Raw genomic sequence first — 25,322 nt, 5'->3', positions numbered from 1 at the left:
TCAGCCGTCCCCGTTACTTGCGGCTCAGGTTACGATAATCGACCTGCCGCGTGAACTGGTAGACATAGCCATCCACCGTCGGCTGCATCGCCGCGTCCTGCGCCGCCTGCCAGATCGGGATCTGGAACATCTGGTCGAAATGGATGGCGTTGAGCGCCTTGCCCTGCTCCTCATATTTCGCCTTGTCGGCCTCGAAGCGCGCCTCCTGCGCGATCTTCTCCAGCTCAGCATTGTCGGTCGAGGAGTAGTTCCAGCGCTGCTTGCCGGTGTAGAAGTTGCGATAGAAGTAGTCGGTCGATGGCAGCCAGGCGACGATGCCCTCGGTGAAGAACGGCAGCTTCTTCTCGTTGATCGCGGTCGACATCTGCGCATCCGGCAGCTTCTGGATGTCCATCTTGATGCCGATCTTGGCGAGCGATTCCTTGACCAAAGCGGCCATCGGCTCGGCGGTCGCCGCCTGGCCGACATTGAAGCTGAAGGTGGTGGAGAAGCCGTCCGCCATGCCGGCGTCTTTCAGATAGGCCTTGGCCTTCTCCAGATCGAGCTTGATCGGCTGCGGGATCGGATAGCCACCGCTCGGCGGCTTGCCGTCGGCCCAGGTCGCGCCGTAGAGCGGCGCGCCGCGGCCGAACAAGGCCGCCTTGAACATGTCGTCATAGGGCAGCGCAGAGGCGATGGCGCGACGCACATTGACGTTGTCGAACGGCGGAATGGTGTTGTTCATCGAGATGAAGGTCACCGCGTTGTATTGCGGCGTCGAGATCACCTTCAGCTTGCCCTTGCTTTCCAGCGACTGCACGTCGCTCGCCTGCAGATCGATGACCAGATCGGCATCACCGCGCTCGACGAGGTTGGCGCGCGTCGCCGGCTCCGGTACCGACTGGATGATCAGGCGCTTGAACGCCGCCGGCTTGTCCGGCGTGCCGCGATTCCACGCTTCATTGCGCTTGGCGATCACCTGCTCGCCGGGCTTGAAGGTCTCGACGATGTAGGCGCCGCTGCCGGCCGCGTTCTCCTTGGTCCAGTTCAGCGCCCAGGGATCTTCAGCCGTCGCATGCGCCTTGGCCAGCTTGGAGTTGATGATGATCGGATAGACGGTCGCGAGATTCGGCAGCGCCAGCTTGTCCGGCTTCGGCAAGGTCACTTCGAACGTCAGGGGATCAATGACCTTGAACTGATCGGCCGACGTCAGCGAGCCCGTCAGCAGTTGCGCCTTGCCGAGGATCGGCGCGCTGACGCAGCGGTCGAGCGACCATTTGACGTCCTCGGCCGTCACCGGCGAGCCGTCCTGGAACTTGGCGTCGGGGCGCAGCTTGAAGGTGATCTTCAAACCGTCAGCGCTGACCTGATAGGATTCAGCGAGCTCGCCGGTGATCGTGTCGAGATCGAACACCCACTTACCATTGAGCTGCTTGCGACCGAACGACACCAGCCGGTCGTAGCTCGACATCGACAGCGCGAAGGCCTCGCGCGTCGAGCCCGGAATGTTCGGATCGAGCGTGTTGACGGTGGCGCCGGTGACGTAGCGCAAGGTCTCCGCGCGGCTCTGCGCATGCGCCGATGGCGCAGCCAGCATCACCGCGAGCAAGGCGGTCGCAGCGAACAACGAACGTTTGGACATCTCGAAACTCATCGCCCTTGTTCCCTCATTGGTCTCAAAATCCGGGACTGAAATACCCTGCCAGCGGTCACCGGCGGCGCAAGCGCATCAGATGGGAGCGCAGCAGATGGAAGCGCAGCAGATGGAAGCGCAGCAGCAAATCACGTGCCACGGCACACCTCGGCCTGCTTCACATCGTAGGCCTGGAAGCTGGCCCAATGCTTGTCGATGTCGGCCTTGAACAACCCGCGCGTCAGCCCATGCACGAGCTTCGGCACCGCTGTGGTCATTGCATTGATGGAAGATCCCGACGCGCCGAAGCTCATCGTCGAGGCAATGGCAAACACATGGACGTCGCGGATCCACGGCGTTGCGCCAGCCACACGCTCGCACAGCGCATAGTCGTCGGCGAGATAGGGAAAGGCGCCAAGCCGGTCGTTGCGCTCGCTGGCATCGGGCGTGTAGCGATCGCACCAGCGCGCGATGTTGGCGGCAAAGCGCTGCAGCTCCGGACGCTTTGCGAAGTCCATCGAGATGCCCGTCGCGCTGATCACGAAGTCGACCGCGACGTCGCCTTGCGGCGTCTGCAGCACGACTCCGTCGGACGTTTCGCGCGCGGCCACGATCGGCGCGCCCTCGTGTAGATGGAACGCGGCATGACGAGCGCACCGATCGTAGGTGTGCTGCGGAAAGCCCTCGCGCAATTCGAGGACCGCGCGCATGAAACGCCAGCGCCAGGCGTCGTCGAGCTCGGAGAAATGCCGCAGGAAACCGCGGAACGTCAGCCAGCGATAGGGCTGGATCAGCTGGATTTCCGCGCGGCGGCATAGCAGATCGACGCGCGCCGCACCGGCTTCGAGCGCAACCGCCGCATTGTCGAACGCCGAGGCACCGGCGCCGATCACGGCGACGCGGCGGCCGCGCAAGCTGTCGAAATCGATCTCGGCGCCGGAATGGGCGCCGCGCGTTGCGGGCAGATCGCGCAGCGGCTCCGGAATGCTCCAGTCGCCCATCCCCTCCTGCCCGGTCGCCAGCACGATCTTGCGCGCGTAGATCGTCGCCTCACCATCCTTGCTGCGCACGGTCGCCTGCAGCAGTCCATCAGCGGCCGGCGCGATATCGACGACTTCGCAGCCGTTGCGCACGGGAAGGTCGAGCACCTCGCGATACCAGGCGAGATAGTCTGCCCAATATTCGCGCGGAATCAGGTCAAGATTGCGCCAGCTCTCGCCGCCGAACTTCGCCTCGTGCCACGCCTGATAGGTCAGACAGGGGATGTCGAGATCGGGTCCGGTGAAATCTTTCGGGCTGCGCAGGGTCGGCATGCGCGCATAGCTGAGCCACGGTCCTTCGCGGCCAGCTTCGGCTTTGTCGAGCACGAGAATGTTGCTGACGCGGGAGCGCAGCAGCGCGAAGGCGGTGGCAAGACCCGATTGGCCGCCGCCGACGATCAGCACATCGCGCGCAGGTCGGCCATCGGGACCGATGACAGGCGTCAGCCATGGCATGCTGGGATGCGCGATCCTAGCAAGATCGCTGCGGACCTGGGCCGTCAGCGCGGCGAGACCGTCGCTCATGCCGGCCACCGGATGAAACACGCGCAATCGCGATCGACACGCTCGCTGTCGCTCACGCTCTCTCCATCAGTCATGTCACCCGGCACGCGAAGCTTAGCAAAGCAGGTCCGGCACCGACCATACCGATTTGTCCGCCGCCCATAACAGCTTGTTATGGGACGGCAGCGGCAGCTAGAATCGACAGCCATCCGCAGCGAGACAAGAGGTCGCATGCCGCTCAATCTGCGCCAGATCGAGGTGTTCCGCGCCATCATGATGACAGGCTCGATCAGCGGCGCTGCGCGGCTGCTGTCCGTGTCGCAGCCCGCGATCAGCCGGCTGCTGGCCTATACCGAGGATGGCCTCAAGCTCAAGCTGTTCGAGCGCATCAGCGGCCGGGTGCAGCCGACGCCGGAGGCCAGGCGGCTGTTCGCCGAGGTCGAGCACGTCCATCGCGGCGTCGCGCGCATCAACGATCTCGCCGACGAGTTGCGCGCGGGCGGCACCGGGACGATCCGCGTGGTGGCGAGCCCGAGCGCGGCACACAGCATGGTGCCGGAGGCGCTGGCGCGGCTGCGCGACCGCTTTCCCGATCTGCGCGTCGAGTTCGAGTCGCTGACCCTGCTGGAGATCGTCAGCCGCGTCGGCACAGCCCGCGCCGATCTCGGCATCACCGTGCTGCCGGTCGACGAGCCGACAGTTGCGGTCGAGACGATCGCGGAGGGCGCGCTGCACGTGATCATGCCGGCCGATCATGCCCTGGCGAAGCTGCGCAGCATCAGGCCGAAGGACATGCTGCCCTATCCGCTGGTCGGCTTCGGCCGGCAGACGCCTTATGGCCACATCGTCACATCGGCCCTCGCCGGCGGCCCGGAGCCGACCACGATCGTGCGCTACACGCCCGACGCCTGCGCCATGGCCCGCGCCGGCGCGGGCCTTGCCGTGGTCGACGAATTCGTGCTGCGCGGCCGCGCCTGGCCCGACCTCGCGGCACGGCCACTCGCACCGAAAATTCCGATGCGCGCGTATCTGCTGACGCCACGCTTCGAGCCGCTATCACGCAACGCGGCCGCGCTTGCGGACATTTTGCGCGGGCGCGATCGGAAATCCGGCACTGCGAGGCGTTGAGCTACGCCGCCAGCCAGCCGCCATCGACCGGCAGCACGATGCCGGTCGTGAACGACGCCTCGTCGCTGGCGAGGAACAGCGCGGCGGCCGCGACCTCGTCTGCCGCGCCAAAGCGCTTCATGGCGTGGCGCTGGCGTGAGGCCTCGCGCACCGGCTCGGGATCGGCGTGGCGCGCAAAGCTCCGGCGCAGCAGCGGCGTGTCGATCGCGCCCGGCGCCAGCGCATTGACGCGGATGCCATCGGCGGCGAAGTCGACCGCCATGGTGCGGGTCAGGCTGATGATCGCGCCCTTGGCGGCGATATAGGCGCTGTTGCCTTTGCCGCCGGCGACCGCAAGCTGCGACGCCACGGTGATGATCGATCCGGCCTTCTGCTTCTGCATGATCGGCACCGCGACCTTGGCCCACAGCCAGGTGCCGCCGACATTGGCGCGGAACACCGCGTCCCAATCCATAGGATCGGTCGTGACCACGGTGCCGCCGCAGGAGAAGCCGGCAGCGGTCATCAGCACATCCAGCCGGCCGCGCGCGGCTGCCACGCTCTCGACCGTCGCCTTTGCAAAATCAGCTTCGCCGACATCGCCGACATACACGCGGCCCTGGCCTCCGGCCTTGGCCAGGAGCAACAGGGTTTCCTCCGCGCCTGCCGCGTCGCGGTCGACCAGCGCAACATAAGCGCCCTCGCGCGCGAACATGACGGCGCTGGCGCGGCCGATGCCGGAGCCGCCGCCGGTGATGACCGCGACCTTCGCCTTGAGCCTCATCTCAATCTCTCCCGTGCTGATCGAACCAGCGGCCGAAATGCTCCGCCGACGCCGCGCAGTCGAAGCGCGCGCGCCAGCCGAACTCCTCGGCCAGTCGCGTCGTCGACAGCCGGCCGCGGTTCGGAGCAAACACCGGCACCGTCGGCGCCTCGCCCTGCTCCGCGAGCCGGCAGACGAAACCGGAGCGGCCTTGCGCGAAGGCGCGGCCCCAGGCCTCGGCGGTAAACATGGCTGCGTTGGAGATGTTGTAGAGCCTGTGCTGCGACCTCTCGGCTTCCAGCAACCGGCAGATGGCGTCGGCGACGTCGACCGCATAGACCCAGTCCTTGTCGCCCGGCTCGTTCAGCAGCGCCGGGGCATTGCGCGCGCAACAGGCTGCGATCAGCGCCTGCGGCGATGGCGTGTCGCGCACGCCGCCGGCGCGCTCGAAAGGGCCGAAGACCGCCGACAGGCGCACGCTGATCACGTCGGTTTGCCACAGATCCGACAGCCGCGCGGCGACGCGCTCGGAGGCGAACTTGGTGATCGCATAGAGCGATACCGGCTCGCACGGCATGGTCTCCTCCAGCACGGCAAAGCGCTGACCGCTGTCGCCATAGGACGCCGCCGAGGACAGGTTGATGACGCGGCGGATGCCGCTGCCGCGCGCCGCCTGCAGGATCGGCACCTGCGCAAGCAGATTGACCGCGAGGATGCGCTCCGGGTCGGCCGCATCGCGCTCGGGCCCGGCAGTGATCGCGGCGCCGAGCACGACGGCATCGCAGCCGCTGGCGACGGCGGCCGCGACGGCGCTCGCATCGGTGACGTCGCCCTGCACCAGGTGCAGACGCTCGCGATACGGCGCGAGGGCGCGCTGCGCTGCCGCCGGCAAACCTGCTGCGTCAAAGATCGTCGCGGCATGGCCGCGCTCCAGCAGGCCTTGCGCAATGTTGAGCCCGACGAAGCCGGCGCCGCCGAAGATCAGGACATGCATCAAAGAGGTCCTCGCGTGGACAGCGATCGACAAAGGGCGTTCAGCTCTCTCCCCACGTCATGGCCTAGCGCCGCCCCGGCCATCCACGTCCGGCGGCATCCCGGGAAGCACGTGGATGCCCGGGTCCAGCCCGGGCAGGACGGCGGACAGCGGAGCGACCGCGTCGACATGATCAGCTACTCCAACAGCTCTTCGCGCCTAGAGCAGCTTCGCCCCAAAATTCTGCTCCGGGTCCATATCCGCGACCAGGCGCCCCGTCGGCGTCGCAGCCTCGCCACCGCTGCGGGCGAGGAACTGGCCGGAGCCGGGCTGGGCCGACAGTCTGCCGCCGTCAACGATGACGCGGCCGCGCGACAGCACGGTCACCGGCCAACCCTGCACGCTGCGCCCCGCAAATGGCGTGTAGCCGGCGAGGTCGTGCATGGCGGCATCGCTGATCGTGACGTGTTTGTCCGGATCCCACAGCGCGATGTCGGCATCGGCGCCGATCGCGATCGCGCCCTTTCTCGGATGCAGATTGTAGATCTTGGCCGGCGCCGTCGCTGTCAGCTCGACGAACTTGTTGAGGCCCAGCCGCCCCTTCGACACCATCGCGTCGAACAAGAGCGGCAGCCGCAGCTCCAGGCCCGGCAGGCCGTTGGCGATCTGCTTGAAGTTGGGGTTGGGGCCGGCGCGCAGCTTGCCGGTCTCGTCGAACCGATACGGCGCGTGATCGGAAGAGATCGTCTGCAGGTCGCCGAGCGACAGCGCCTGCCACAGCGCCTCCTGATCGGGCGCGCGGCGCGGCGGCGGACTGCACATCCACTTCGCACCCTCGATGCCGGGCTTGTCGAGATCATCAGCCGTCATGAACAGATATTGCGGGCACGTCTCAGCAAACACCTTCAGCCCCTGCCCGCGCGCATCCCGGATCACTTTCGCACCTTCCGCGGTCGAGACGTGGAAGATCATGATCGGCTGATCGACGAGGGCGGCCATGCCGATCAGCCGGTTGAACGCTTCGGCCTCGGAGAAGCGGGCGTGGCTGATGGCGTGATATTTCGGCGCGGTGTAGCCGCGCGACAGCAGCCGCTTCACCATCCAGGAGATGATGCCATGGTTCTCGGCGTGCGCGCACAGCATGGCGCCGCCTTCGCGCGCGGCGACGAGAATGTCGAGCAGCGGCTCGTCGTCGATCTTGAGCCGGTCGTAGGTCATGAAGATCTTGATCGAGCCGTGGCCCTGGCGGATCAGCGCCGGCAGGTCCCGCTCCAGCGTCTCCCTGGTCGGATCGGCGACGATCATGTGGAACGCGTAGTCGATCACGGCACCCTTGCGCGCCAGCGCGTGATAGTCCTCGACCACCTGCGGCAACTGCATGCCGACATGCTGGGCTGCGAAGGAGATCACGGACGTGGTGCCACCGAACGCGGCCGACGTGGTGGCGCTCTCGAACGTGTCGGCATTGACGATCCCTGCCGCCGAGAGCTGCTCGATATGGCAATGGCTGTCGACGCCGCCGGGCAGCACATACTTGCCGCGCGCATCGATCTCGCGCTTGGCCGGGCCGAGCCCGCGGCCGATCGCCGCGATGGTCTCGCCTGTGATGGCGACATCGGCCTCGAACGTATCGGTGGTGGTGGCGACGCGCCCGCCCCGGATGATCAGGTCATAGTCCGGCTCGGTCATCGCGATCTCCTAGTTCTGCCAGATGGAACGCCGTGGACGCGCGGTGACCGCATCGGCCCCATTGCGTCAGCCATGGCATAGTGGTTGCCTGTCACGCGCCGTCAACACTGAAGAAGCAGGTAGCTCCCATGTCCCGCCCGCGCATCACCGTGATCAATCCGAACTCCAACCAGGTGGTCACCGACGGCTTGGCGGCGGCGCTCAAGCCGCTGATGTTCGCCGACGGGCCGGAGATCGTCTGCGAGACCTTGAAGGAAGGTCCATACGGCATCGAGAGCCAGAAGGACGCCGACAGCGTCACCCTGCCGCTGCGGCGTCTCGTCGAGGGCGACAACGCGTCCAGCGCGTTCGTGATCGCCTGCTACAGCGACCCTGGCCTGCATGTCTGCCGCGAGGCCACGGCACGGCCGGTGCTCGGCATCGCCGAATGCGGCGTGCTCACCGCGCTGACCCGCGCCGACACGTTCGGCGTTCTCGCCATCGCGCAGCGCTCGATCCGCCGCCACATCCGCTATCTCCGCCAGATGGGCTTGATGGATCGGTTGGCCGCGGAACGGCCGTTGGACATGACCGTGGCGGAGACGGCGTCAGGCGAAGGCACCTTGGCGAAGATGATCGCGGTCGGCCGCGCGCTGAAGGAGGAGGACGGCGCCGGCGCCATCGTGATGGGTTGCGCCGGCATGGCGCGGCACCGGAAGAGCTTAGAGGAGGCGCTGGGGATTCCGGTGATCGATCCGACCCAGGCTGCGGTGACGATGGCGCTCGGCGCGGTGGCGTTTGCCGGGTGAGTGGCGCTGAGCCTTGCGCTCTGCATTCGCTGATCTGCCCGACCGATCGCCTCACACACGGCTGTCGTCCCGGCCTTGAGCCGAGACCCATAGCCACCGGCTGCGGTGAGGCAGGCAACTAACAGTCACGTTCCTCGATAGCTTCCGCGGTATGGGTCCCGGCGTTCGCCGGGACGACACCATTGTCGTCGCTGGAGTCGAGCACAATAACTGCGATTTGCTTGGCTCCGGCAGCTAAAAAACTCGTTGTTCACTCCGGCGGCACCGCGCCCGTGCGGCTGGTGATCAGCCCGTAATGCTCGATCCGCCGATGCCTTGCGAAGTCGAAGATCGTCTGCTTGCCGAACCGCGTCGCATCGAGATCGCACGGCACGACCAGCACCTCGTCCCCTTCCGTCGCGGCCTCCGCGACGATCTCGCCGTCGGGATTGACGATCAGGCTGCCACCGATCAGGTGATGGCCGTCCTCGACGCCGGCCTTGGCGACCGCCACCACCCAGCACGAGTTCTGGTAGGCGCCGGCCTGCGCCGAGAGGCGATTGTGAAACAGGCGCTGCTGCAGGCCCTCGGCGCTCTTCAATGAGTTCACCGACGGCGTGTTGTAGCCGATCAGCACCAGCTCGACGTCCTGCAGCCCCATCACGCGATAGGTCTCCGGCCAGCGGCGGTCGTTGCAGATCGCCATGCCGAAGATGCCGCCGAGATTGCGCCACACCGGAAAGCCGAGATCACCCGGCTCGAAATAGCGCTTCTCCAGATGCTGGTGGCTGCGCTCCGGTTCGAACTCCTCGTGGCCGGGCAGATGCACCTTGCGGTACTTACCGACGATGGTGCTGCTGCGATCCGTGAGGATGGCGGTGTTGTAGTGGTGCCCATCCGGCGTCAGCTCGGCATAGCCGAGATACATCGCCATACCATGCTGCGCAGCGCGATCGAACAGCGGCTGCACGGCGGCGTTCGGCATCATCAGCTCGAACCAGCTATCGACCTCCGCCTGATTCTCCATGTACCAGCGTGGAAAGAACGTCGTCAGCGCCAGCTCTGGATAGACGATGAGATCGGCCCCCCGGCGCTTGGCCTCGTCCAGCAGCGCGATCATGCGCGCCACCACCGCCTCGCGGCTGTCGGCGCGCTGAATCGGCCCCATCTGGGCGGCGGCAACGTTGATCACGCGCATGGTTGGTCTCCTATTCTAACTCTGGCGTCACCCCGGCCGATGCAGCACGGGCCGCGTCCGCGAGAACGATGGGCGGCCGCGCTTCAGCCCCCACAGCGGCTGCGCCAGGGTCGAGACCGCCTCGGTCGGATTGGCTGCATCGATGCAGACGAGATCGGCCGGCGCGCCGACGGTGATGCCGTAGTCGCCGAGCCGCATCAGCTTCGCCGCATCATGGGTCACCATGTCCAGGCAGCCGGCGAGATGGTCAGGGCGTGAGACGTGGCAGACATTGGCATAGAGATTGGCCATGCGGATCAGCGAGCCGTCGCCATAGGGCGTGAACGGGTTGAGCACATTGTTGGTCGAGAGCGAGCAGGTCACGCCCGCAGCGCGTAGCGGCTCCAGGGGGACCACGCCGCGTGGGATCGCATGATCCTGCCGGCGCCCCATCAGATGCAGGTCGGTCGAGGGCAACACGGTGACGGCGACCCCGGCATTGGCCAATTGCGCAGCGATGGCTTTGAAGCGCTGCGGCGGCAGTAGCGACAGCTGCGTGACGTGACCGACGGCGACGCGGCCGCCCCAGCCATACTCCTCGGTCTTGCGGCAGACATATTCGATCTGCATGTGATCGAGCGTCTCGGCGAGATCGAGATGCATGTCGATGTCGACGTCGTGCTCGCGCGCGATCGCGAAGATGCGGTCGATCTGGGCCGGCGGGTCGGTGTCGAAATACGGGGCGGCGCCGATGGTTCGCGCGCCGCGGCGCAGGCCTTCGATCAGCAGCTCCTCGGTGCCGGGATAGTTGGTGAGCCCTTCCTGCGGAAACACGCAGATCTCGAGATCGAGCGCCCAGGCATAATCGTGCGCGAGCCGCCGGATCGCCTCGAAGCCGATGAAGCCGATGCCGGGATCGAGCTCGACATGGGTGCGCATGCGCATCGTGCCATGGCTCACGCAGCGCTCCACCGTCTGCTTCGCTCGCGCGTAGACATCATCAGCGGTGAAGTTGCGTTTCGCGGCCGCGGTCTCGCGCACCGCCTCGGCGACTGTCCCGTCGCGGATGGTGCAGCGGTCGAGGATGCAAGTCTTGTCGAGATGGATGTGCGTCTCGATGAAGCCGGGAACGACGAGGCAATTCTCCGCGTCACGCTCCGCGCCGTCGGCCTGCAGCAACGGCGTGATCGCCGCGATGGCACCGTCGGAAATTCCGATATCGGCGCGGCGCAGTTCGCCCTGCTGCGCCAGCACCGCGTTGCGAATGATCAGGTCCATGCTGCCGCCAGGGATTCCATACGCGCGCCAAGCTGGCGGCCCGGCTGCGAAAAGGCAAGCACCATGCCAAGGCCCGTCCGCCGCAACGCGCGGCCAGCGGTCGATACCATTCGTTTACAAATAGACGGCCGCCGGGAACCACTTGTTTGCCGGGGAAAAACTGCTATATTGATGCATGGAAAACGTGAACTCGTTCTGCTCAGGCCCGTCGTCAAGGCGGGCCGTTGCCGTTTTGGGGGTAGCTGTCCGATGACTCGCTCCAACCGTACGGATCACATTCGCCTGACCTCGCACCCGGTGCCAGGCGCCAAGCACAATTTCCCGCTCCACTGGGGCGCCGAGAGCGCGCGCGAGCGCGGCCCGATCATCGGCACGGTGTCGCGTCCGCAGGACCGCAACGTGATCGGCAGCCATGGCGGCTCCTACACGGTCTACCGCGCGCTCGCGGTATCATCTGGTGCGCTCGATCCGATCCGCCGTCCGGATCTCACCAACACCCATCCCGCCGCTACCATCGGCCCGTTCGCGCAGTGGCGCGATCCGGCGAAGATCGTCGCGCTCGATCCCTGGGGCCATCTGGTCGCCGAGAATTTCGGCGGCGAGATCGCGGAAGGAATCGATATCCGGCCGACGATCGCCGTGACCAAGGCGCGCATCGAGCTGCCGGAGCTGCATGCGGCGCTCGCGGCCAAGCGCCTCGTTCATGATGGCGACGTCGTGCATGCCAATGGCAGCGTGTCCGTGGTGAAGATCGCGATCGACCCGGTGTGGTACCTGCCCGGCGTGGCCGCGCGCTTCGGCACCAGCGAGACCAATCTGCGCCGCGGCCTGTTCGAGCAGACCGGCGGCATGTATCCGGAGCTGGTGACCCGGCCCGACCTGCAGGTGTTCCTGCCGCCGATCGGCGGCACCACGGTCTATCTGTTCGGCGACGTCGACAAGCTCAATGACAGCCGGACGAAGATCACATGTCGCGTGCATGACGAGTGCAACGGCTCGGACGTGTTCGGCTCCGACATCTGCACCTGCCGCCCCTATCTGATCCATGGCATCGAGGAATGTGTCGCGGCCGGGCAGAACGGCGGCCTCGGCATCATCGTCTACAACCGCAAGGAGGGCCGCGCCCTCGGCGAGGTGACGAAGTTCCTGGTCTACAATGCGCGCAAGCGCCAGGAGGACGGCGACGCCGCCGCCGCCTATTTCGAGCGCACCGAATGCGTCGCCGGCGTGCAGGATGCGCGCTTCCAGCAGTTGATGCCCGACGTCATCCACTGGCTCGGCATCAAACGCATCGACCGCTTCATCTCGATGAGCGACATGAAGCATGACGCGCTGGTGGGCCAAGGCGTCGATATCGTCGAGCGCGTGCCGATCCCGGACGAGCTGATTCCGGCGGATGCCCATGTCGAGATCGCGGCGAAGAAGGCGGCCGGCTATTTCTCGCTGGAGCCGCAGAAGCCCGAGGCGCTCGGCGACACCGTCGGCCGGCCGCTCGAGAAATACTGAGCGCAGCAGCCGATCATGGACGACGTCTCCTATCTCCTCTCGGCCCGCGCAGTGCGCGAGCGGGCGCATCAAATGCTTGCGCTCGGTCTTGCCGACAAGCTGCCGCATTTTCGGGTCGAGATCGGCAAGCTCGATGCGATCGCCGACCTCGTGCTGGACGTCACCAGCAAGGCCTATCCCGATGGCGAGGTGCCGTTCCACTCGCGCTGGCGGCATTTCGTGGTCGGCGGCGTCGATCGCTGGGCCGCTGTCGCAGGCAAGATTCAGTGGAATGATGCGGCCTCACGGGCGCGCGCCGAGTTCGATCTCGCCATCACCAGCGTGCTGCTCGACGCGGGCGCCGGCGCGGCGTGGCGTTACCATGATGTCATAAGCGACACGCGTATCGGCCGCTCCGAAGGACTGGCGCTGGCGAGCCTCGACATGTTCGCACGCGGTGCGTTTTCGGCCGACGCGAGCGATCCGCTGCGGGCCGATGCAGCGAAGCTGAAGCAGCTCACCGTCGGCGATCTCGAACGCGGCTTCCAGGTGAGCGCCGACAATCCGCTGGTCGGACTCGAAGGCCGCGTTGCGCTGCTGCGCCGGCTAGGCGAGGTCACGGCTGCAAAGCCGGAGATCTTCGGTCGGAAAGATACCCCACGTCCCGGCGGTCTGTTCGATCAGCTCGCCGCTGGTGCGACCGGCGGCCACCTCCAGGCCGCTGACATTCTGCAGCAGGTGCTGCTGCAGCTCGGCCCGATCTGGCCGTCGCGGCTGACGCTGCAAGGCATCGCGCTCGGCGACTGCTGGCGCCATGCTTCCCTGGTCACCGATGACGCGACCAGCGGTCTCGTCCCGCTGCACAAGCTGTCGCAATGGCTGAGCTATTCGCTGATCGAACCGTTGCAGCGCGCGGGCCTGGTGGTCGAGAACATCGACGGCCTCACTGGCCTTGCCGAATACCGCAATGGCGGTCTGTTCGTCGATGGCGGCGTGCTGCTGCTGCGCGACCCTGCCGATGCCGCGCGCGCCCATGCAGTCGACTCGCCGCTGGTGGTGGAATGGCGCGCGCTGACCGTCGCCCTGCTCGACCGTCTGGCCTTGCTGATCCGTCAGCGCACCGGCCAGACCGCGGAGCAGCTGCCGCTGGCGCGAATCCTCGAAGGCGGCAGCTGGGGCGCCGGCCGCAAGCTCGCCTTCGCTCGCCGCCCGGACGGCTCGCCGCCACTGACCATCATCAGCGACGGCACTGTGTTTTAAGGGGGGTTGAGGCTAAACTCATCGATCTCGCGCCTCCGTCATTGCGAGCGAAGCGACTTGTCCGCCATAGCCCGAAGGGCGACGGCGGAAGCAATCCAGGGCCAGGAACGAAGTCTGGATTGCCTCGTCGCTCCGCTCCTCGCAATGACGAAACTGATGAAGTGCCTGTAGGGTGGGCAAAGCGCAGCGTGCCCACCATTCCAAGCTGAGCTAATATCAGGTGGGCACGGCGCTTCGCGCCTTTGCCCACCCTACGCTTCGGAGATGAAAGCCATGGAAGGCGTCACGGTCGTCGATCATCCCCTGGTGCAGCACAAGCTGACCTTGATCCGCGACAAGTCGATCTCGACCAAGTCGTTTCGCGAGCTGCTCAAGGAGATCGGCATGCTCCTGTGCTACGAGGTCACGCGCGACCTGCCGCTCACGGAGGTCGAGATCGAGACGCCCCTGGCGCGGATGCAGTCGGCCAAGATCGCCGGCAAGAAGCTGGTGTTCGTGCCAGTGCTGCGCGCCGGCGTCACCTTCGTCGACGGCATGCTCGACCTGGTGCCGACCGCGCGCGTTGCCCATATCGGCCTCTACCGCGAGCCGCAGACCTTCACCGCCATCGAGTACTTCTTCAAGGCGCCGTCCGACCTGCAGGAGCGTCTCGCCGTCGTCGTCACACCGGTGCTCGCGACCGGCAACAGCGCGGTCGCCGCGGTCGACCGGCTCAAGGAGCGCGGCGCCAAGGACATCCGCATGGTCTGCATGATCGCGGCGCCCGAGGGCGTCGAGCGCGTCCGCGGCCTGCATCCCGATGTCGCACTGTGGACCGCCGCGATCGACGAGGGCCTCGACGACGACGCCTTCATCGTTCCCGGCCTCGGCGACGCCGGCGACCGCGCCTACGGCACGAGGTAGCAGCGGTCAGCCGGCGAACGCGGCCTGCGCCTCTGGCAGCGCCCAGATCCTCTCGATCGCAGCAGTACCTGCGGCCATGATGGCCGCCTCGTTGCCGTGGAGATAGCGACCGTCGTGGATCAGCAGCCGGCCGTCGACCATCACCTGGTCGATGTTGGCGCGGTTGGCGAGGGCGATCAGGCCGCGGCGGGGATCGTGCAGCGGCTGGAGATGCGGATGGGTCATGTCGACGACGGTGAGATCGGCGGTCGCACCCTGTGCTAGTACGCCCAGATCAGGCCGCTTGATCATCGCGGCGGCGGTCGCCGTGACCGCGTCGATCAGTTCCGGCGCGCTCGCGGTCTCGGCGCTTCCCAGCGCGATCTTCGAGATCATCGATGCCGCGTTGAGCTCGCCGAGCAGGTCCATGTTGTAGCCGTCGGTGCCGACCGCCGTGCGTACGCCATGCGCGGCGAAGCGGCCGAAGGCGGCGGTGACGCCGGCGCGTGCGAAGACGCGCGGGCAGTTCAGCACGCCGGCACCACGCGCCGCCATCAGCGCAAGGTCCGCATCGGTCGAGGCGTGGCAATGCGCGGCCAGCAGATCTGGACCAAGCAGGCCGAGCCAATCGAGATACTCAGCCGGGGTGCGGCCGTCATAGCGCTGCGCGATGGTCGCGACCTCGCCTGCGCTCTGCGCCATGTGCGTCGTGATGGGAATGTCGAGCTCGCGCGCCCGGCTCGCAGCCGCGCGCAACAAATCCGGTCCGCAAGTATCGGTCGCGTGCGGGCTCATCGCGAGACGAATACGGCCGTCGCCCTGGCCGTGCCAGCGCTGATACAGCGCATTCCAGATCGCCATGTCGGCTTCGCCGTCATTGCCCGCGTAAGTCACGACGCCGGAGGCATCCGCCTTGGCATCTGATGTCGAGAACAGATAGGGCGCCCCGTAGAAGCGCATGCCCATCTCGAGAGCCGCATCGAACAGCTCCGGGATCGTGTTGCGGAACGGCTCCATGACCGTGGTGGCGCCGCCCTTCAGGAGCTGCAGCACCCCCATGCGGCCGATCGCCAGCCGCTCCTCCACCGAAAGGATCTCGGCCCCGCGCTTGGACAGCGGCAGCAGCACGGTGTAGACGATGCTCTTGTTGTTGCGCCGACCGTTGCCGTCCTCGGTGAGCGTGCGTGCGATCGCCTCGCTGAAGATGTGGTTGTGCAGGTTCAACAGGCCCGGCAGCACGAAGCGGCCCGGACGATCGAACACCTCGTCCGCCGCCGGCCGATCGCGCGTCACGGCCGCGATGCGCCTGCCCTCGACCAGCACCCAGTGATCGCGCAGCACGTCCTGGACGCCGTCCTTGCGCGCCAGCACGTAGCTGCCGAAGATCGCGGTCGTGCTCATGCGTCCTTCGCTTCCGCCGCCTCATGACGCTGATAGTTCGCCGCGATCTCGGCCCCGGTCGCGATCCACACGTCCCGGCACGACTTCGCGTAGGTCAGGAACTCGCGCAACAGGCGGAAACGCATCGGCCGCCCCGAGACCTGCGGATGCAGCACGGTCGTCACCATCGCGCCCCAGTCGCGGACTTCGTCCAGTTCGTCCTTCCACATCGACAGCACATGCTCTTTCGGAAAGATCGAGCGCGGCGAGAACCGCGCCGACAGGCCGTGCATCCAGTCGTCATAGCTCGCGGTCACCGGGATCTCGATCGTGCCCGGCTTGCCGTCCGCGAGGCGATGGCGATACGGCCTGACGTCATCGCGGAACGACGAGGTATAGACGATGCCCTGGCGCACCAGCGCTGTCAGCAGCTCCTCGCAGAACTCGCCGACCGGCGCACGGTAGCCGATCGGCCGGACGCCGAGCCGGCGCTGGATCGCCTCGAAGCCGCGCTCGATTTCCTCGATGATGAAGGGATCGCCGGGATCGGGCAACAGATGGTGATAGCCGTGATGGCCGATCTCGTGCCCCGCCTTCAGCACGGCTTCCGCCATCGCCGGATGCGCGTCGACCGACCAGCCCGTGATGAAGAACGTCGCCTTGAGATCGAGCTCGGCGAGCAGCTCAAGCAGCTTCGGCGTGCCGACGCGCGCCTCATAGCCACCGAAGCTCATCGTCACCAGACGCGCGGCGTGCGCCGGATCCTTCGAGGTCCAGGCGCTCTCGGCGTCGATGTCGAACGACAGGAACATGGCCGCGCGATACGGCTCAGGCCACGGATAGTCCGGCGCCGGCGGCGCGGTGTTGGCGGGAATGAGCGGAATGCCTGCGAGCGCCTTACTGTCCAGCATTGATCAGCACCTTCTCGATTCCATTGTCGCTGAGCTTCCACTTGGCCAGCAGCGCCTTGTAGCTGCCGTCGGCGATCAGGCCCTCCAGCGCGGCGCGCAAGGCCTCGCGCAGCTCGTCCGCCTTCAATGGCGTCGCCAGCCCCGTATATTGGTAGGCGATCGGCGCGCCGACCGGCACATAGGTGTTCGGCTCGAGATCCATGATGTAGGGCAAGGTCTCGTTGCCCTGCACGGCGGCGTCAATGCGGCCCTGCTTGAGCTGTGTCCGCGCATCGGCCGAGCCTTCCGTGCCGACGAACTGAATCGGGCTCGCGCCGCAGTTCTTCTCGCTCCAGGCGGCGATGTCCTTGGGGAACATCGTGCGCCTGCTGGCGCCGACCTTCTTGCCGCACAGCGCGGCCGGCTCCTTGAGCTCGGCCGCGCGCGACGCCTGGACGAAGAAGCGCGGACCGCTGCGCAGATAGTCGAGGAAGGTCGCGATGTCCTGCCGGCTCTTGTAGTCGGTCATGCCGGTCAGGATGATGTCGAAGCGTTGCGTGGCGAGGCCCGGCATCAACTGGTCGAAGCTCGTCTCCTGCCACACCGCCTTGACGCCGAGCTTCTTGGCCAAGGCCTCGCCGAGCTCGACGTCGAAACCGGTCAAGGTCGCGGTGGCCGGATCCTTGAACTCCATCGGCGGATAGTTCGGCACCACCGCGATGCGCAGGCCGCTCTGCTTGATCTCGGCCGGCAGCTCGGCGGCGAGAGCCGCGCCCGCCACGGCCGCGCTCATGAACCCAGCCAACATGATCGACTTCAAACCCATCACCTCACCCCACTTCAGCTGCCAGAAATGCCTTTGTTCTCGCCTCGCGCGGCGCGCGCAGCACCTCACGGGCCGGGCCGCTCTCCACGATCACACCCTGATCCATGTAGACCACCCGGTCGGCGACCTCCCGCGCGAAGCCGAGCTCATGCGTCACCACCAGCATGGTCATGCCCGATGTCGCGAGTTCCTTCATCACGCTGAGCACCTCGCCGACCAGCTCGGGATCGAGCGCCGAGGTAGGCTCATCAAACAGCACCAGCCGCGGCTTCATCGCGAGCGCGCGCGCAATGGCGACGCGCTGCTGCTGGCCGCCCGACAATTGCGATGGATAGGAGCCCGCCTTGTCGGCGAGGCCCACCCGCCGCAGCAGCGCCATGGCCTCGTCCTTCGCTTCGGCCGGTCCACGCTTCTGCACCTGCACCGGCCCCTCGATGACGTTCTCCAGCGCCGTCATGTGCGGGAACAAATTGAAGCGCTGGAACACCATGCCGCAGGCGAGGCGCTGCCGCGCGATCTCGCGCTCCGACAGCCGATGCAGCCGGCCATCCTGCTCGCGGAAACCGAGCAGCGCGCCGTCGAGCCAGATGCCGCCGCTGTCGGCCGTGGTCAGCTGGTTGACGCAACGGAGCAAGGTGGTCTTGCCGGAGCCGGATTGCCCGATCAGGCAGACCACCTCGCCCTCGAAGACATCGAGCGAGACTTGCTTGAGCGCCTGGAATTCGCCGAAGCGCTTGCTGACCTGACGGATGGCGACGAGCGGCGTCATCAGCGACCCCGCGCGATGCCGCGGGCAAAACGGTGTTCGAGCAGCATCTGCAGCGGCGTCAGGACCGAGACCACGAGCAGATACCAGAGGCCGGCGACGATCAGGAGCTCGATGACGCGCGAATTGGCGTAGTAGATATTCTCGGCCGAGTGCAGCACCTCCGGATACTGGATCACGCTGGCGAGCGAGGTCGCCTTGACCAGGCCGATGAACTCGTTGCCGAGCGGCGGGATCACCACCCGCATCGCCTGCGGCAGGATGATCCGGCGCAGCGCCTGCAGCCGTCCCATGCCGATCGCCTGCGCCGCCTCGTATTGGCCGATGTCGACCGACAGCAGCCCGGCCCGCATCACCTCCGAGGTGTAGGCGCCCTGGTTGATGCCGAGCCCGAGCAGCGCGGCCAGGAACGGCGTCATCACGTCGACGGCACGCGCGCTCCACAGACCAGGAATGCCGATGGTCGGAAACACCAGCGCGAGGTTGAACCACAGCAGCAGTTGCAGGATCAGCGGCGTGCCGCGGAACAGCCAGGTGTAGCCGGCGGCGACCGACCTCAGCACCGGATTGGGCGACAGCCGCATGATCGCGACGACCACGCCAAGCGCTATGCCGAGCGCCATCGCCGCGACGGCCATGACCATGGTGTTGACGATGCCGCGCAGGATCACCGGGGCGGTCAGGAAGCGTTCGACGTAAGACCATTCGATCTGGCCTCTGGCGAAGGCGCGGCCGATCGCCAGCAGGATCACGACGATGACGGCAGCCGTAAGCCAGCGGCCCCAATGCGCCTTGCGCGCGATCCTGTGCGCCGACAGGTCGGGAAAGCCATCGGCCAGCACGTCGGCGCGGCTCATTGCGGCGCCGCGTTGAGCATCGGCTCGCGCACCGCATTGGCGCCGAGACCCCATTTGTCGAGAATGCCTCTGTAGCTGCCGTCGGCGATCATCGCCTTGATCTGCTCGGTCACGACTTCGCGAAGCCCCGCATCATCCTTGCGGAACATGATGCCCTGGTAGCCGAAGGCGATGGGCTCACCGACGATGCGATACTTGCCGGCCTCCTGCGACTGCGCATAGGGCAAGGTTTCGCTGCCCTGCACGGCGGCCTCGATGCGGCCCTGCTTCAGCTGGTTGCGGACATCGATCGAGTTCTCCCCCGGCACATATTGCGCGGCCGGCTTGCCGGCGGCCTCGCAGACCGCCTTGCTCCATTTCTCGATCTCCTGCGGGAAGCTGGTCGAGCGCGTGGTGCCGATCTTCCTGCCGCACAGATCGGTCGCGACCTTGGCATCGCTCTCCGCCAGCACGAAGAATTGCGGACCTGTGACCAGATAGTCGACGAAGTCGGCGGTCTCGCGGCGCGAGGCGCGATCGGAGATGCCGGAGATGATGAAGTCGGCGCGCCTGGTCTGCAGCGATGGGATCAGCTCGGCGAACGGCGTCTCGCTCCAGACGATCTTGACGCCCAGCCGCTTCGCCAGCTCGTTGGCCAGGTCGATGTCGAGTCCCTTCAGCTCGTTGGTGGCGGGGTCGTGATATTCCATCGGCGCGTAGGTCGAGTTGACCGTGAGCTTAAGCACGCCAGCCTGCTTGATCTCGGCTGGCAGCTCCGCGGCCCCCGCCGGAGCAAGCGAGGCGAGGATGACGAAACCTGCGAACGACGAACGGCGCATCCTGCGACACTCCCCCATGTGAACGGCTAATCGACCGCGACCGGCTCGACCACGCCGGCGCGCTCGGTGATGACCTTGTACTGATCCGGCCGGCGATGCGCCGCGAAGTTGAACATCTTGTCCTTGCCCTGGCGGCACAGATCGAGGTCGATGTCGGCGACGATGACCTCATCGGCGAGCGTCGTCGCCTTCGCCACGATGCAGCCATTGGGATCGACGATGCAGGAGCCGCCGATCAGCCCGCTGCCGTCCTCGTCGCCCGCCTTGGCGACCGCGATCGCCCAGGTCGCGTTCATGTAGGCGTTGGCCTGCGCCACCAGCGTGGAATGGAAGGTGCGCAGCGAGGCATCCTCGGTGTTGCCGCCATTCGGATCGTAGGCCGCGGAATTGTAGCCGACGCAGACCAGCTCCACGCCCTGGAGCCCGAGCACGCGCCACGATTCCGGCCAGCGCCGGTCGTTGCAGATCATCATCCCCATGATCGCGCCGCCCCATTCGCTGCCGGCGCGCACCGCTGGAAAGCCGAGATCGCCGTAGCCGAAATAGCGCTTCTCCAACTGCTGATACCTGGCGCCCGGCCGCGGCTCGACCGAGCCCGGCAGATGCACCTTGCGATATTTGCTGATGATCTCGCCGTCGGGATCGACCAGGATGGAGCTGTTGAATCGGCGTCCGTCCGGCGTCAGCTCGGCATAGCCGACATAGAAGCCGACACGAACCTCTCGCGCCCGGTCGAACAGCGCAGCGACGGCCGGGTTTGGCATCGACCGCTCGAAATGGTCGTCGAGCGCCTCGTCTTCGAGGATCCATCGCGGAAAGAACGTCGTGAAGGCGAGCTCGGGGAAAACCACCAGCTTCGCGCCCTGGCTGGCGGCCTGATCCAGCAGCGCAATCATGCGGGACAGCGTGTGCGTCCGGCTGTCGGCGCGCTGGGTCGGTCCCATCTGGGCGGCGGCGGCGCGGAAGATACGGCTCAATAGTGCCTCCGATCTGTGCGCCATGCCGAACGATCAGGCGGAACGCCGCCTGGATGCGCGCACTGGAAGAAGGGATCATTTGGCGAAAGCGGCGCGGGATTTGCAATCTGCCCACACGGCCGCGCGCTATGATATTTTGGCCGAGACCATCACCGGGGCTTATAGGGCTACCATGTCATGAACCTGCGCCAGCTGGAGATCCTGCGGGCCGTCATCCGCCATCACACCACCGTCGCCGCCGCCGAAGAGCTGGCGCTGTCGCAGCCTGCGATCAGCAACGCGCTGAAGGCGATGGAGGCCCAGGCCGGCTTCACCCTGTTCGAGCGCGTCAACAACCGACTGTTTCCGACGCCGGAGGCAATGACGCTCTATGAGGAAAGCGATGCGATCTTCACCTTGCACGCCCGGCTGGAAAACCGCGTGCGTGACCTGCGCGAGCAGAAGACGGGTCATCTGTCGATCGTCGCCACGCCGCCGCTCGCCTACAGCATCATCCCGCCGACCTTGTCGGGCTTCCTGCGGCGCCGGCCGCAGACGCGGATGTTCTTCGACGTCAGGCGCTATGAGGGCATCATCGAGGGCGTGCTCGGCAATGTCGCCGAGCTCGGTTTCGCGCTCGGACTATCTGACCATCCCGGGATCGCCCATGAGGTCGTGCACACCGGCGAGATGGTGTGCGTGATGCCGGCCCGGCATCCGCTTGCCGAATGCGACGTGATTTCAGCGCGGGATCTCGTCGGGTTCCCGCTGATCGGCCTCGAACGCGGCACCCGCCTCGGCGAAGCCGTGCGCGAGAGCTTCCGGCAAGCCGATGCGGACTTCCAGCCGACCGTCGAAGTGCGATACTGCAACACGGCCTGCGTGCTGGCTTCGACCGGCGTCGGCGTCGCCGTGGTCGATCCATTCTCGCCGCGCCAGGGCGGGCATGATCTCGTGGTACGGCCGTTCACGCCCTGCACCACGGTGTCGGCCTATGTGCTGTGGTCCGAGGCAAGGCCGCTGTCGAATCTGGCGAAGACGTTTCGAAACGAGGTGCGCAACGCGAGCCGGAGTCTCGCCGGTTGCGTCGACGCGATCGGGGCTCCGAGTCTCGCCGCTTCCGCGGAACGCGGCTGAGCTTGCCGATCGGCACGGTGCGTCCATGATTAGACCGGTGGACGTATCGTTTGCGCCCCATCATCCGAAACGCCTGCCTGCGGCGGGCTTCCCGGGATGATGCTCTGCGTCGCTGTCATCTTGCGGCTGGCGGCGGAATTGTTGCAGTAGACCATGGCTCGCCCGCCCGCAGTCGCGCCGCCAGCGCCGCCGCGCAGCCGGCGAGCAGCTTCTCGCCCTTTGCAGCAGATGCCTTGCGCGCATCGCCCGCGACGCCGGAGGCCGTGATGTCGGCGAACGATCTGAACATTTTCAGCGACGGCACCAGCGAGCCCATGATGTCGAAGCTCGGCCCAAAGGCCGCGTCGAGCCTCGCCGCATCGACGAGGCTGGGATGAACCACCATCATCATCGAGGTCTCGGCTTCGCAGGCATGCATCACGCCCTCCTGATCCTCGAGGACCTCGGCCATCATCTCCCGCCCTTCCATGAAATAGGTCGTCGTCGCGATCGGCGCATTGAGCTCGCGCGTCAATTCGCCGGTGAGAGTGGCCAGCGCCTGAATGTTGCCGCCATGGCCGTTGACGATCACGATGCGGCGGAAGCCGGCATTCAGGATCGAGCGACACAGGTCCCTAAGCACGGCGTGGTAGGTGGCGAGACCGAGGGTGAAGGTGCCGCCGAACGGAACGTGATGGTCGGCAAGCCCGCACCAGACGGTCGGCGCGACCACGATGGGATAGTCTGGAGCCAGCTCCAGCGCGGTGCGACGGCAGACCTCGCTGCACAGGAAGTCGTCAACGCCCGTCGGCAGATGCGGGCCGTGCTGCTCGGTCGAGGCCACCGGCAACAACACGATCGCGTCGCGCGCCGCGAGCGCGCGAAGCGCTGCGGCGGAAAGTCTGTTCCAGGCGGTTTCTGTCATGATGGCTGCTCGCATGGTCGGAGATGAGGAAGATTGGCTCATACCACCCGACACCGCAACGGCGCATCTTGCGCGCAGGCCGCGACAGCCGTCTGCGTGCACCCCAGCCACGACGCGGCTGCAGTTGCAGCGCCCTCTCCCACAACGGGCGAGGGCGCAGTAACGGGCACCGCACCCTCGGCTAGATCAGGAGCTGCTTTCCATACACTCAAACATCGACAACGATTGCGATGACCTCAACAAGGTGCAACGGCCTTGCGTCCTCACGACACCAGGACCCGCACGGCAGGCCGACTCACACCCGCGCCAACTCGATGTCGTGGGTCTGCTTCGTCTCCGCGTCGTACACCCTGATCTGCAACATCGGAAACCGGCGCTTCAGGTCATGCGCGCCGTTGTGCGCGCCCTCTTTTGTCTTGAACTCGGTCTTGATCTGACCATCGACCACGACGGCATAGCCGGTCAGCGGAAGGTCTTTGCCGGATTTGTCTTGAGCAGGCTTGTTGTGAACAGACTTCTCTTGGGCAGACTTGAGCATTGCGAGCCGACGTCGATTCGTGAGTTGAAGGGGTGTCGAGACGCGATCTCTCCGCCTCGGACGACTCCGATGTAAGGTGAGTCTGTCGCGACGAGCAAGCGAAGACGTGTTCTTCACAAGCAGGACGATTACGGTTCAACCTGACGGAGCAGCGCCGGCCCGCGATGATCTCGGGATGTTCACTGCGAACGAGTCGCCCGAGTTCCAGATTTGCGAGCTTTCCGGACGCTCGGAGTCATGCTCGCCACCGCGAACGACGAGCGCTGTGGTCGCATGTCTCTCAGTGCCCGCAGCGCTCACCTCGCGCCGCCTCGAAGGCAGGAGCCCGATTCCAGCATGAGATACGCGCTCCAACTGAGCGAGGTCACGCAAAATCCCGCCGCATCGAATGAATGACTCAGCATGACCGCCATGCGCGAATTGCCCGTCGTGCCAGTCTGCCGCAGATAAACCGCTTGCACCGTCGGGCAAATCGGGACGACATTTCGCGCATCCCGCCTCATGAAGAGGGGCGTGTCGCGAACGTCACGAGACGTGGAGTGCGGGATGCGATGGACGCGACGTGTCGCAGCGGGTGTCATGCCTGCGGACGAACGGCACGGCGCGGACGGCGAAATCGCATGGTCCTGGCGCCGCGACGCTGGCGTCAAGCTCGCGACGAGGTTTCAGCCTCGCACGAGTGACGGTGGCAAGACAGCCCGTTCACCGGGGAGAATGCGTATAAGCCGTAACACCGTCGCGCAGGGAAGGCCGGGATGTCTCAGCCGAACCTGTGGTTCCTGCCCCGTGCATTCTTTCCGCACGGGGGCCATGGGGGCGGCAAGCTCCCGGCCTTCCCTGCGCCCTCTCACTTGAAGAGGGTGACGTCATGCAAGCCTCGGGCGTAACCTGCGCCGCGAGATCGCGATGTGCTGTCCTGCTGTTTGTCAGTGTGAACCCCGATCCCCGTGAGATCACGGATGCCGCGCCCGCCGCCCGGTATCCCTGTCGGCAGCTCGGCGCAGATGAGCGGGAACCGTCAACGGCGGCCCGGCGCGGTTGACCCTCCATTTACCTCACGATCGGCCACAACACTCGCGTTGATGCAGATCAACATCCTCGCTGAGAACGCGCCGCCTACTCACAAGGCTCCCTAGCGAATCAGTCGTCGCTGTTGCCTCGTTCGGCGTCCCGCGAACGGTCCTTGTGCAGCATTCATCTTGTGCAGCATTCATGGAGAATCACATGAGCGAGATCGGCGTGACGGCTCTGGATCACACCGTCCAGGAAACCAACATCTGGCTGAAGGCCATCGAGCAGCGCCTCGCGCTCTCGAGCCGACAGCAGGCCTACAACGCGCTGCGCGCGGTGCTGCATGTGCTGCGCGACCGCCTGCCGATGGCGACCGCCGTGAACTTCGGCGCGCAGCTGCCGCTGCTCATTCGCGGCATCTACTACGAAGGCTGGCATCACGCGGCGACGCCGACCAAGGACCGCCATCTCGAATATTTCGTCGATGACATCTTCCGTCAGTTGCCGCCACAATTTCCGGTCGATCCGCTCAGGGCCGCACGCGGCATCTTCGAAATTCTCTGGGAGAAGCTCGACCCTGGCGAGTTCGATAAGCTGATGGGTCATTTGCCGGTGCCGTTGCGGAATCTGCGCGAGCCGGCGACCTGAAGGGGAGCAAGCTCCCGAAAGGTAAGAAACAGCTCGCAACTCGCAACCAGCGTC

The 25,322-nt window shown here is 66.2% G+C and carries 23 protein-coding genes; 7 read left to right on the top strand and 16 right to left on the bottom strand.

All coding sequences use genetic code 11. The annotated features are described in order from the left end of the window. Positions 1-13: 13 nt before the first annotated feature. Positions 14-1,633 carry an ABC transporter substrate-binding protein gene (locus QX135_RS05510; protein ID WP_316233985.1) on the bottom strand — a complete coding sequence of 540 codons (1,620 nt, stop codon included), beginning with the start codon at positions 1,631-1,633 and terminating at the stop codon, positions 14-16. 128 nt (positions 1,634-1,761) lie between these two features. Further along, positions 1,762-3,177, bottom strand: coding sequence for an NAD(P)/FAD-dependent oxidoreductase (locus QX135_RS05505; protein ID WP_316233984.1), 1,416 nt, complete (start codon positions 3,175-3,177; stop codon positions 1,762-1,764). Between the two features lie 210 nt (positions 3,178-3,387). Between QX135_RS05505 and QX135_RS05500 the strand changes: the two genes are divergently transcribed. After that, positions 3,388-4,284: a LysR substrate-binding domain-containing protein gene (locus QX135_RS05500; RefSeq protein ID WP_316233983.1), complete on the top strand. Its 897-nt coding sequence runs from the start codon at positions 3,388-3,390 to the stop codon at positions 4,282-4,284. A 1-nt stretch (position 4,285) separates the two neighbouring features. On the opposite strand, the gene QX135_RS05495 is transcribed toward QX135_RS05500, so the two are convergent. The 3 genes from QX135_RS05495 to hydA all read right to left on the bottom strand — a co-directional run bounded on the left by QX135_RS05495 (position 4,286) and on the right by hydA (position 7,688). Continuing rightward, positions 4,286-5,047 carry an SDR family oxidoreductase gene (locus QX135_RS05495; RefSeq protein ID WP_315738488.1) on the bottom strand — a complete coding sequence of 254 codons (762 nt, stop codon included), beginning with the start codon at positions 5,045-5,047 and terminating at the stop codon, positions 4,286-4,288. 1 nt (position 5,048) lies between these two features. Continuing rightward, positions 5,049-6,020, bottom strand: coding sequence for an NAD(P)-dependent oxidoreductase (locus QX135_RS05490; RefSeq protein WP_316233982.1), 972 nt, complete (start codon positions 6,018-6,020; stop codon positions 5,049-5,051). Positions 6,021-6,218: 198 nt separating this feature from the next. Continuing rightward, on the bottom strand, positions 6,219-7,688 hold the full coding sequence (gene hydA, locus QX135_RS05485; protein ID WP_316233981.1) for a dihydropyrimidinase: 1,470 nt from the start codon (positions 7,686-7,688) through the stop codon (positions 6,219-6,221). Between the two features lie 128 nt (positions 7,689-7,816). Between hydA and QX135_RS05480 the strand changes: the two genes are divergently transcribed. Then, positions 7,817-8,476, top strand: a complete 660-nt coding sequence (locus QX135_RS05480; protein ID WP_315772054.1) for an aspartate/glutamate racemase family protein — start codon at positions 7,817-7,819, stop codon at positions 8,474-8,476. Positions 8,477-8,726: 250 nt separating this feature from the next. Here QX135_RS05480 and QX135_RS05475 read toward each other — a convergent pair whose 3' ends face one another. Beyond that, a complete protein-coding gene (locus tag QX135_RS05475) occupies positions 8,727-9,653 on the bottom strand; it encodes an N-carbamoyl-D-amino-acid hydrolase (RefSeq protein ID WP_315796751.1) in 927 nt (308 codons plus the stop codon). 27 nt (positions 9,654-9,680) lie between these two features. After that, positions 9,681-10,910 carry an amidohydrolase family protein gene (locus QX135_RS05470; protein WP_316176985.1) on the bottom strand — a complete coding sequence of 410 codons (1,230 nt, stop codon included), beginning with the start codon at positions 10,908-10,910 and terminating at the stop codon, positions 9,681-9,683. 249 nt (positions 10,911-11,159) lie between these two features. Between QX135_RS05470 and QX135_RS05465 the strand changes: the two genes are divergently transcribed. The 3 genes from QX135_RS05465 (at position 11,160) to upp (ending at position 14,558) form a co-directional block, all read left to right on the top strand. Next, positions 11,160-12,416, top strand: a complete 1,257-nt coding sequence (locus QX135_RS05465) for a GTP cyclohydrolase II (protein WP_315738494.1) — start codon at positions 11,160-11,162, stop codon at positions 12,414-12,416. A 15-nt stretch (positions 12,417-12,431) separates the two neighbouring features. Beyond that, a complete protein-coding gene (locus QX135_RS05460; RefSeq protein ID WP_316176988.1) occupies positions 12,432-13,655 on the top strand; it encodes a URC4/urg3 family protein in 1,224 nt (407 codons plus the stop codon). Between the two features lie 273 nt (positions 13,656-13,928). Beyond that, positions 13,929-14,558, top strand: a complete 630-nt coding sequence (gene upp / locus QX135_RS05455) for a uracil phosphoribosyltransferase (protein WP_316176990.1) — start codon at positions 13,929-13,931, stop codon at positions 14,556-14,558. A 6-nt stretch (positions 14,559-14,564) separates the two neighbouring features. On the opposite strand, the gene QX135_RS05450 is transcribed toward upp, so the two are convergent. The 7 genes from QX135_RS05450 to QX135_RS05420 are packed head-to-tail and all read right to left on the bottom strand — an operon-like array spanning position 14,565 to position 21,075. Further along, the gene (locus QX135_RS05450; protein ID WP_316233980.1) at positions 14,565-15,938 is read right to left on the bottom strand and encodes an amidohydrolase family protein; all 1,374 of its coding nucleotides are present in this window, start codon (positions 15,936-15,938) and stop codon (positions 14,565-14,567) included. Continuing rightward, positions 15,935-16,828, bottom strand: coding sequence for a polysaccharide deacetylase (locus QX135_RS05445; protein WP_316233979.1), 894 nt, complete (start codon positions 16,826-16,828; stop codon positions 15,935-15,937). Before QX135_RS05445 ends, QX135_RS05450 begins: the two co-directional genes overlap by 4 nt. Further along, on the bottom strand, positions 16,815-17,633 hold the full coding sequence (locus QX135_RS05440; RefSeq protein ID WP_316233978.1) for an ABC transporter substrate-binding protein: 819 nt from the start codon (positions 17,631-17,633) through the stop codon (positions 16,815-16,817). Before QX135_RS05440 ends, QX135_RS05445 begins: the two co-directional genes overlap by 14 nt. Positions 17,634-17,637: 4 nt before the next feature. Next, a complete protein-coding gene (locus tag QX135_RS05435) occupies positions 17,638-18,405 on the bottom strand; it encodes an amino acid ABC transporter ATP-binding protein (RefSeq protein WP_315796917.1) in 768 nt (255 codons plus the stop codon). Further along, positions 18,402-19,256 (bottom strand): amino acid ABC transporter permease, encoded by an 855-nt coding sequence (locus QX135_RS05430; protein WP_315827068.1) that lies wholly within the window; start codon positions 19,254-19,256, stop codon positions 18,402-18,404. The genes QX135_RS05435 and QX135_RS05430 overlap by 4 nt, the downstream gene beginning before the upstream one ends. Continuing rightward, on the bottom strand, positions 19,253-20,074 hold the full coding sequence (locus tag QX135_RS05425; protein ID WP_316176997.1) for an ABC transporter substrate-binding protein: 822 nt from the start codon (positions 20,072-20,074) through the stop codon (positions 19,253-19,255). Before QX135_RS05425 ends, QX135_RS05430 begins: the two co-directional genes overlap by 4 nt. A 26-nt stretch (positions 20,075-20,100) precedes the next feature. Continuing rightward, positions 20,101-21,075 carry an N-carbamoyl-D-amino-acid hydrolase gene (locus QX135_RS05420; RefSeq protein ID WP_316233977.1) on the bottom strand — a complete coding sequence of 325 codons (975 nt, stop codon included), beginning with the start codon at positions 21,073-21,075 and terminating at the stop codon, positions 20,101-20,103. 153 nt (positions 21,076-21,228) lie between these two features. Here QX135_RS05420 and QX135_RS05415 point away from each other — a divergent pair, with 153 nt between their 5' ends. Beyond that, positions 21,229-22,167: a LysR family transcriptional regulator gene (locus QX135_RS05415; RefSeq protein WP_316177000.1), complete on the top strand. Its 939-nt coding sequence runs from the start codon at positions 21,229-21,231 to the stop codon at positions 22,165-22,167. 115 nt (positions 22,168-22,282) lie between these two features. Here the strand turns inward: QX135_RS05415 and QX135_RS05410 are convergent, their stop codons facing one another. Next, entirely contained in the window at positions 22,283-23,071 is a 789-nt protein-coding gene (locus QX135_RS05410) for a creatininase family protein (protein ID WP_316177002.1), read from the bottom strand. Between the two features lie 295 nt (positions 23,072-23,366). Beyond that, positions 23,367-23,609: a hypothetical protein gene (locus tag QX135_RS05405; RefSeq protein WP_315811728.1), complete on the bottom strand. Its 243-nt coding sequence runs from the start codon at positions 23,607-23,609 to the stop codon at positions 23,367-23,369. 1,224 nt (positions 23,610-24,833) lie between these two features. Here QX135_RS05405 and QX135_RS05400 point away from each other — a divergent pair. After that, positions 24,834-25,268 carry a DUF2267 domain-containing protein gene (locus QX135_RS05400; RefSeq protein ID WP_315738506.1) on the top strand — a complete coding sequence of 145 codons (435 nt, stop codon included), beginning with the start codon at positions 24,834-24,836 and terminating at the stop codon, positions 25,266-25,268. Positions 25,269-25,322 lie beyond the last annotated feature (54 nt).

The organism is Bradyrhizobium sp. SZCCHNR1098, from assembly GCF_032489375.1.
GTDB lineage: Bacteria > Pseudomonadota > Alphaproteobacteria > Rhizobiales > Xanthobacteraceae > Bradyrhizobium.
The sequence above is the reverse complement of the archived record's forward strand: the minus strand, read 5'-3'. Positions and strand labels throughout refer to the sequence as shown.